We start from the raw sequence: 6451 nt of genomic DNA, 5'->3' as shown, positions 1-6451 counted from the left end.
TGGCTCGAGGTCAAGGGCGGCAAGCTCGCCGTCAGCAAGACCCCGAACGGCGAGAGCCCGCTCGTCCATGGCGGCACGCCGATCCTCGGCGTCGACGTCTGGGAGCACTCCTACTACATCGACTATCGCAACCGCCGTCCCGACTATCTCAAGGCGTTCGTCGAGAACCTCGTGAACTGGGAATACGTCGAGTCCCTGTTCGACAAGGCGTAAGCATCCGGAGCCATCGCGGGCGCGCGAAGCGTGAACCCGCGATCCCTCTCCGCACGGAATCGAAAAAGGCGGCTGCTCGCGCGGCCGCCTTTTTTGCTGCGCGGAATTCATCGGGCCGTCCCTGCGCGATGAGCGCGCAGATCCGTCATCGTTCCGTTTGCATCGCGTCGGCGGCGCCCTTAATCAGGACGGGCATCCCACCGGTCCGATCCTAGCCCCTTGTCAGAACCTTCCTCGAAAGACCCGGCACCTGCCGAGGACGCGGAGTCCGAGCCGCGGCCGGGTCGCGCGCGCAAGCCGATCGGCTGGTCGACGATCATCATCGCGGCCCTGGTCGCGATCAGCGTGGCGCTGGTCTGGCGGCGTGACGGCGCCGACGGCGTCCTGGAGATCCTCACCCACGATCTCTCGCTGTTCGGCGGCATCCTGCCGCGCGTGCTGGCGGGCTGCCTGCTCGGCGCGTTCATCTCCGAAATCCTGCCGCACGAAAAGGTCTCGCGCTCGCTCGGACCGAAATCCGGCCTGATGGGCCTGCTGATCGGCACCGCCTTCGGCGCGATCCTGCCGGGCGGCCCCTTCACCGCCTATCCGGTGGCGAGCGCGCTGCTGGCGGTCGGCGCGGATTTCGGCGCCACCATCGCCATGGTCGTGAGCTGGACGCTGATCGGCTACGGCCGGGCAGTCGCCTGGGAAATCCCGATCATGGGCACGGACTTCACGCTGTGGCGGATCGTCATCTCGTTGCCGCTCCCAGTGCTCGCCGGTGCGCTCGGCCGCTTCGTCTATGTCCGGATCTATCCGAAGCGCGCAGGCGATGAGGACGCGCGATGAGCGCCGCGCTTCTGATCGACATCCTGCTGTGGGGTTCGGTACTCGGCGTCGGCTTGATCGCCTTTCGCCGCGGTCGGCCGGTGTTCGCGGCCTCGCTCCGTGAAGGCTCGATGGACTTCATCAACATCGTGCCGCGGATCGCGCTGGGCGTGATCGGCTCCGGCTACATCGCCGCCATCATCCCGCAGGAGATGATCACCGGCTGGCTCGGACCGGACAGCGGCTGGGCCGGGGTCGCCACCGCCGTGGTCGCCGGCGCGGCCACGCCGGGCGGCCCGGTGATCGGCTTCTCCATCGGCACCGTCGCCCTGAAGTCGGGCGGCGGCGTGCCCCAGGTGGTCGCCTATGTCGTCGCCTGGGCGCTGTTCGCCTTCCAGCGGGTGATCCTGTGGGAGATCCCGTTCATGCCGGCCCGGTTCGTCTGGTTTCGCTGTGCGGTCTCCTTGCCGTTTCCCTTCGTCGCCGCGGCGATCGCCATGGTGATCGGCAAGCCCTGAGCCGGACGTGGACAGGCGTAATGTTATAATGTAACGTCCCGCCATGGTTCCCGCCGCGTCCCACGCCCACCATCACGGTCATTCGCACGACCATGCCCATTCCCACGGGCACGATCACGCGCATGCCCACGTCCATGGCGTCACGGCGCCGCATCCGGCCCAGGCTGCGCCCTGGTCGATCCTGCGCATGACCCTGGCCGCCCGCCTTTCGGCGGCCCTTGCCGTCTGCGCCGTGCTCTGGGGCATCGTCTGGCTGGCGATGAGGTGACCATGGCGGCGCTGCACTTCCACAACGTCACGCTCGGCTATGACCGCCATCCGGCGGTTCATCACCTCGATGGCGAGGTCGCGCCCGGTTCGCTGGTCGCCGTGATCGGCCCGAACGGCGCCGGCAAATCGACGCTGCTGCGCGGCATCGTCGGCATCCTCAGGCCGCTCGACGGCAGCATCCATCTCGGCGGTCTCGACAGCCGGGACATCGCCTATCTGCCGCAGAGCGCGGAAATCGACCGCAGCTTTCCGATCTCGGTATTCGATTTCGTCGGCACCGGGCTGTGGCGCGGGACCGGCCTGTTCGGCGGCATCGGCAAGGCCGCGCGCGACAGGATCCTTCATGCGATCGCGGCCGTCGGTCTCAGCGGCTTCGAGAACCGCCCGATCGGCACGCTGTCGGGCGGCCAGATGCAGCGGGTGCTGTTCGCGCGCGTGCTGCTTCAGGATGCAAGCCTGATCGTGCTCGACGAGCCCTTCAATGCCATCGACAGCAAGACCACGGCCGATCTGCTGGAACTGGTGAAGCGCTGGCACGGCGAGGGCCGCACGGTGCTGGCCGCTCTGCACGACATGGAGATGGTGCGCAATCATTTCACCCAGACGCTGGTGCTGGCGCGCGGGCCTGTGGCGTGGGGACCGACGGCGGAGGTTCTGACCCCGGAGAACCTCATGGTCGCGATGCGGATGTGCGAGGCCTTCGACGACACCGCCGCGGCCTGCGCCGACGATGACGGACGTTCGCAGGCTGCGTGATGCTATCCGACGTGCTGATCGGTCCGTTCACCGAATTCGAGTTCATGCGGCGCGCGCTCGCCGCCGTCATCGCGCTGTCCCTGGCCGGTGCGCCGATCGGCGTCTTCCTGATGCTGCGGCGGATGAGTCTCGTCGGCGACGCCATGGCGCATGCGATCCTTCCCGGTGCGGCGGTCGGCTTCCTGCTGTCCGGCCTGAACCTGTTCGCGATGACCGCCGGCGGCCTGATCGCCGGGTTCACGGTCGCGATCCTGTCCGGCGTCGTCTCCCGCTCCACAGGGCTGAAGGAAGACGCCTCACTCGCGACCTTTTATCTCGCCTCGCTGGCGCTGGGCGTCACCATCGTGTCGATCAAGGGCACCAATATCGACCTGCTGCATGTGCTGTTCGGCAACATCCTCGCGATGGACGACCAGACGCTGCTCGTCGTCGCCTTCAACGCCACCATCACGTTCCTGGTGCTGGCGGTGATCTATCGGCCGCTGGTGATCGAGAGCGTGGACCCGCTGTTCCTGCGCACCGTGAGCCGGGCCGGCGGCCCCGCGCATCTCGCTTTCCTCGCGCTCGTCGTGATCAACCTCGTCAACGGCTTCCAGGCGCTCGGCACGCTGCTGGCGGTCGGGCTCATGATCCTGCCCGCGGGCATCGCCAGGTTCTGGTCGCGCGACCTGACCGCGATGATCTGCATCGCCGTCGTCGCTGCGGCCGTCTCCGGTTATGCCGGCCTCGTGCTGTCGTTCCAGACCCGCGTGCCGCCGGGCCCGGCGATCATTCTCGTGGCGACGGTGCTCTACATCGTTTCGGTCCTGTTCGGCCGCGTCGGCGGTGTCGTCAGGCAGTTGTTCCCCGGCCGACATCTGGAAGCGTGACGCGTGATGCGGCTTATCGTTCTTTGTGTGCTCCTGTTGACCGCGTCGCCGCTCTCTGCTGCCGAACGGCTCAATGTCGTCGCGAGCTTCTCGATCGTTGCGGATTTCGTCCGCATCATCGGAGGCGACCGCGTCAACCTCTCGACGCTGGTCGGCCCCGACGGCGACGTACACGTCTATACGCCGGCGCCGGGCGATGCGAAGCGGATCGCGGAGGCACGGCTCGTCATCGTCAACGGGCTCGGCCTGGAAGGCTGGCTGCCGCGGCTCGTGCAGTCCTCCGGCGCCAAGGCCGAGGTGGTGACCGCCAGCAAGGGCATCGCGCCGCTCAAGCTTCGCTCTGGCGCCGACCCGCACGCCTGGCAGTCCGTCGTCAACGCCAAGATCTATGTGGCCAATATCGCCGATGCGCTGGTCGCGGCCGGCCCAGAGGACGCGGATTTCTTCCGCGCCCAGGCAAAGGCCTATCTGGAAAAGCTCGAAGCGCTCGACCGGGAGGTCCGCGATGCCGTGGCGTCGATTCCGACCGAGCGGCGCAAGGTCATCACGACCCACAACGCCTTCGGCTATTTCGCCGCCGAATATGGCGTCCAGTTCGTGGCTCCCCTGGGTGTCTCCACGGAAACCGAGCCCAGCGCGCGCGACATCGCCGCCATCATCGGCCAGATCAAGGCCGAGAAGATTTCGGCCGTTTTCCTGGAGAATATCAGCGACGACCGGCTGATCCGGCGGATCGCGGCGGAGACCGGGGCCAAGGTCGGCGGGATCTTGATTTCGGACGGTCTGACGGGCGAAAAGGGGCCTGCCCCCACTTACATTGACATGGTCAGGCACAATATAAAGGCCCTGACCAGCGCGCTTGACCACTAGGGCAGGGGGCTACCCCGCCTCGCGTCGCGCGGATAAGCCGATGTCGGAGTTGTTATGTCTGAAGCGACCGCCCCCAAAATTCCCGTGACCGTCCTGACCGGCTATCTCGGTGCCGGCAAGACCACGCTGCTCAACCGCATCCTGTCGGAGAACCACGGCAAGAAATACGCCGTCATCGTCAACGAATTCGGTGAGATCGGCATCGACAACGACCTCATCATCGGCGCCGACGAGGAAGTGTTCGAGATGAACAACGGCTGCATCTGCTGCACCGTGCGCGGCGACCTCGTCCGCATCATGGACGGCCTGATGCGGCGCAAGGGCAAGTTCGACGCCATCATCGTCGAGACCACGGGGCTCGCGGACCCGGCGCCGGTCGCCCAGACCTTCTTCGTCGACGAGGACGTGCAGAAGAACGCCCGCCTCGATGCGGTGGTCACGGTCGCGGACGCCAAATGGCTGTCGGACCGGCTCAAGGATGCGCCCGAGGCGAAGAACCAGATCGCTTTCGCGGACGTCATCGTGCTGAACAAGACCGATCTCGTCTCCAAGCCCGAGCTCGCAGAGGTCGAGGCCCGCATCCGCGGCATCAATCCATATGCGAAGCTGCACCGGACCGAGCGCTGCCAGGTGGCGCTGGCGGACGTGCTCGACCGCGGTGCGTTCGACCTCGACCGCATCCTCGACATCGAGCCCTCCTTCCTGGAGGCCGATGATCATGACCACGACCACGATCATCACCACCATCACGATCACGACCATCATCACCACCATGATCACGGCCATGGTCTGAAGCACTATCACGACGAGGACATGCAGTCGCTGTCGCTCAAGACCGACAAGCCGCTCGATCCCAACGTGTTCATGCCCTGGCTCCAGAACCTGGTTCAGGTCGAGGGCCAGAAGATCCTGCGTTCCAAGGGCATCCTGGCCTTCCACGACGACGACGACCGCTATGTCTTCCAGGGCGTGCACATGATGCTGGAGGGCAATCACCAGCGGAAGTGGAAGGACGGCGAGCCGCGTGAAAGCCGCCTCGTCTTCATCGGCCGCGAGTTGCCGGAGGAGACCATTCGCAAGGGCTTCGAGAGCTGCATCGTCTCGTGATGACAGAGTTCACGCCGGCTCCGGATTCCGCCTCCATCGTCTCCGTCACCGACCGCGTCAAGCCTGTCGCGCTCGGCATGGGCGTCACGTCGGTGCATTTTCTCGCCGACCGCGCCGCCTTCGTCGGCGCCGAGGAGAATGTGGCGCTCGTCGACGGCAAGGGCGAGATCACCACCGTCGCCGTCCACAGCGGCGGCATTCTCTCGTCGGCCTCCGACGGCAAGCGCCTGGTGATGGGCGGCGACGACGGCAAGGTCGTTTCGCTCAATGCCAAGGGCGAGGTCACGCTGCTCGCCACCGATCCGAAACGGCGCTGGATCGATGCGGTGGCGCTGCATCCGGACGGCGCCTTCGCCTGGTCGGCCGGCAAGACCGCCTTCGTCAAGAGCGGCAAGCTCGAGGAGAAATCGATCGAGGTGCCTTCGACCGTCGGCGGCCTCGCATTCGCGCCGAAGGGCCTGCGGCTCGCGATCGCCCATTACAACGGGGCCACGCTGTGGTTTCCCAACATGGCGGCCACGGCCGAATTCCTGCCCTGGGCCGGCTCGCATCTCGGCGTGACCTTCAGCCCGGACAACAAGTTTCTGGTCACCTCGATGCACGAGCCGGCGCTGCATGGCTGGCGGCTCGCCGACAACAAGCACATGCGCATGACCGGCTATCCCGGCCGCGTCCGCTCGATGTCCTGGAGCGCGGGGGGCAAGGCGCTTGCGACCTCGGGCGCCGACACCGTGATCCTGTGGCCCTTCGCGAGCAAGGACGGCCCGATGGGCAAGGAGCCCGCGATGCTCGCGCCATTGCAGGCGCGTGTCGCGGTGGTCGCCTGCCATCCGAAGAACGACATCTTCGCCGCGGGCTACAGCAACGGCACCGTACTGATGGTGCGGATGGAGGACGGCGCGGAGATCCTGGTCCGTCGCAACGGCTCGGCCCCCGTGGCCGCGCTCGCCTGGAACGCCAAGGGTACGCTGCTTGCTTTTTCCGATGAATCGGGCGAGGCAGGGCTCCTCGAACTCTAGAGTCGGGTTCGCCGTAGCG

At 66.5% G+C, this 6451-nt stretch carries 9 protein-coding genes; all 9 read left to right on the top strand.

Annotation, left to right across the window (positions count from 1 at the left end):
* Positions 1-213: superoxide dismutase (locus tag QM712_RS32100; RefSeq protein ID WP_415027165.1), on the top strand; the 213-nt coding region annotated here is incomplete at its 5' end.
* 219 nt (positions 214-432) lie between these two features.
* Complete coding sequence (locus QM712_RS32095; RefSeq protein WP_415027164.1) at positions 433-1044, top strand: permease; 612 nt, start codon at positions 433-435, stop codon at positions 1042-1044.
* Positions 1041-1541: a hypothetical protein gene (locus QM712_RS32090; protein ID WP_415027163.1), complete on the top strand. Its 501-nt coding sequence runs from the start codon at positions 1041-1043 to the stop codon at positions 1539-1541. Before QM712_RS32095 ends, QM712_RS32090 begins: the two co-directional genes overlap by 4 nt.
* Before the next feature lie 43 nt (positions 1542-1584).
* Positions 1585-1809 carry a hypothetical protein gene (locus tag QM712_RS32085; protein WP_415027162.1) on the top strand — a complete coding sequence of 75 codons (225 nt, stop codon included), beginning with the start codon at positions 1585-1587 and terminating at the stop codon, positions 1807-1809.
* Positions 1810-1811: 2 nt separating this feature from the next.
* Complete coding sequence (locus QM712_RS32080; RefSeq protein WP_415027161.1) at positions 1812-2567, top strand: metal ABC transporter ATP-binding protein; 756 nt, start codon at positions 1812-1814, stop codon at positions 2565-2567.
* On the top strand, positions 2567-3436 hold the full coding sequence (locus QM712_RS32075; RefSeq protein WP_415027167.1) for a metal ABC transporter permease: 870 nt from the start codon (positions 2567-2569) through the stop codon (positions 3434-3436). The genes QM712_RS32080 and QM712_RS32075 overlap by 1 nt, the downstream gene beginning before the upstream one ends.
* A 6-nt stretch (positions 3437-3442) precedes the next feature.
* Positions 3443-4306, top strand: coding sequence for a metal ABC transporter substrate-binding protein (locus QM712_RS32070; RefSeq protein WP_415027160.1), 864 nt, complete (start codon positions 3443-3445; stop codon positions 4304-4306).
* Positions 4307-4360: 54 nt separating this feature from the next.
* A complete protein-coding gene (locus QM712_RS32065) occupies positions 4361-5413 on the top strand; it encodes a CobW family GTP-binding protein (protein ID WP_415027159.1) in 1053 nt (350 codons plus the stop codon).
* Complete coding sequence (locus QM712_RS32060) at positions 5413-6432, top strand: WD40 repeat domain-containing protein (protein ID WP_415027158.1); 1020 nt, start codon at positions 5413-5415, stop codon at positions 6430-6432. The genes QM712_RS32065 and QM712_RS32060 overlap by 1 nt, the downstream gene beginning before the upstream one ends.
* The last annotated feature ends 19 nt before the right edge of the window (positions 6433-6451 follow it).

Source organism: Bradyrhizobium sp., assembly GCF_047605465.1.
Lineage (GTDB): Bacteria > Pseudomonadota > Alphaproteobacteria > Rhizobiales > Xanthobacteraceae > Bradyrhizobium.
Note: the sequence above shows the minus strand (reverse complement) of the source record. Positions and strands in the feature narration are given on the sequence as shown.

What these genes read in the sequence shown, in the direction of transcription:
- QM712_RS32085 (WP_415027162.1), top strand. Translation starts at nt 1,585, where the DNA reads ATGGTTCCCGCCGCGTCCCACGCCCACCATCACGGTCATTCGCACGAC.
- QM712_RS32070 (WP_415027160.1), top strand. Translation starts at nt 3,443, where the DNA reads ATGCGGCTTATCGTTCTTTGTGTGCTCCTGTTGACCGCGTCGCCGCTC.
- QM712_RS32065 (WP_415027159.1), top strand. Translation starts at nt 4,361, where the DNA reads ATGTCTGAAGCGACCGCCCCCAAAATTCCCGTGACCGTCCTGACCGGC.
- QM712_RS32060 (WP_415027158.1), top strand. Translation starts at nt 5,413, where the DNA reads ATGACAGAGTTCACGCCGGCTCCGGATTCCGCCTCCATCGTCTCCGTC.
- QM712_RS32080 (WP_415027161.1), top strand. Translation starts at nt 1,812, where the DNA reads ATGGCGGCGCTGCACTTCCACAACGTCACGCTCGGCTATGACCGCCAT.
- QM712_RS32090 (WP_415027163.1), top strand. Translation starts at nt 1,041, where the DNA reads ATGAGCGCCGCGCTTCTGATCGACATCCTGCTGTGGGGTTCGGTACTC.
- QM712_RS32075 (WP_415027167.1), top strand. Translation starts at nt 2,567, where the DNA reads ATGCTATCCGACGTGCTGATCGGTCCGTTCACCGAATTCGAGTTCATG.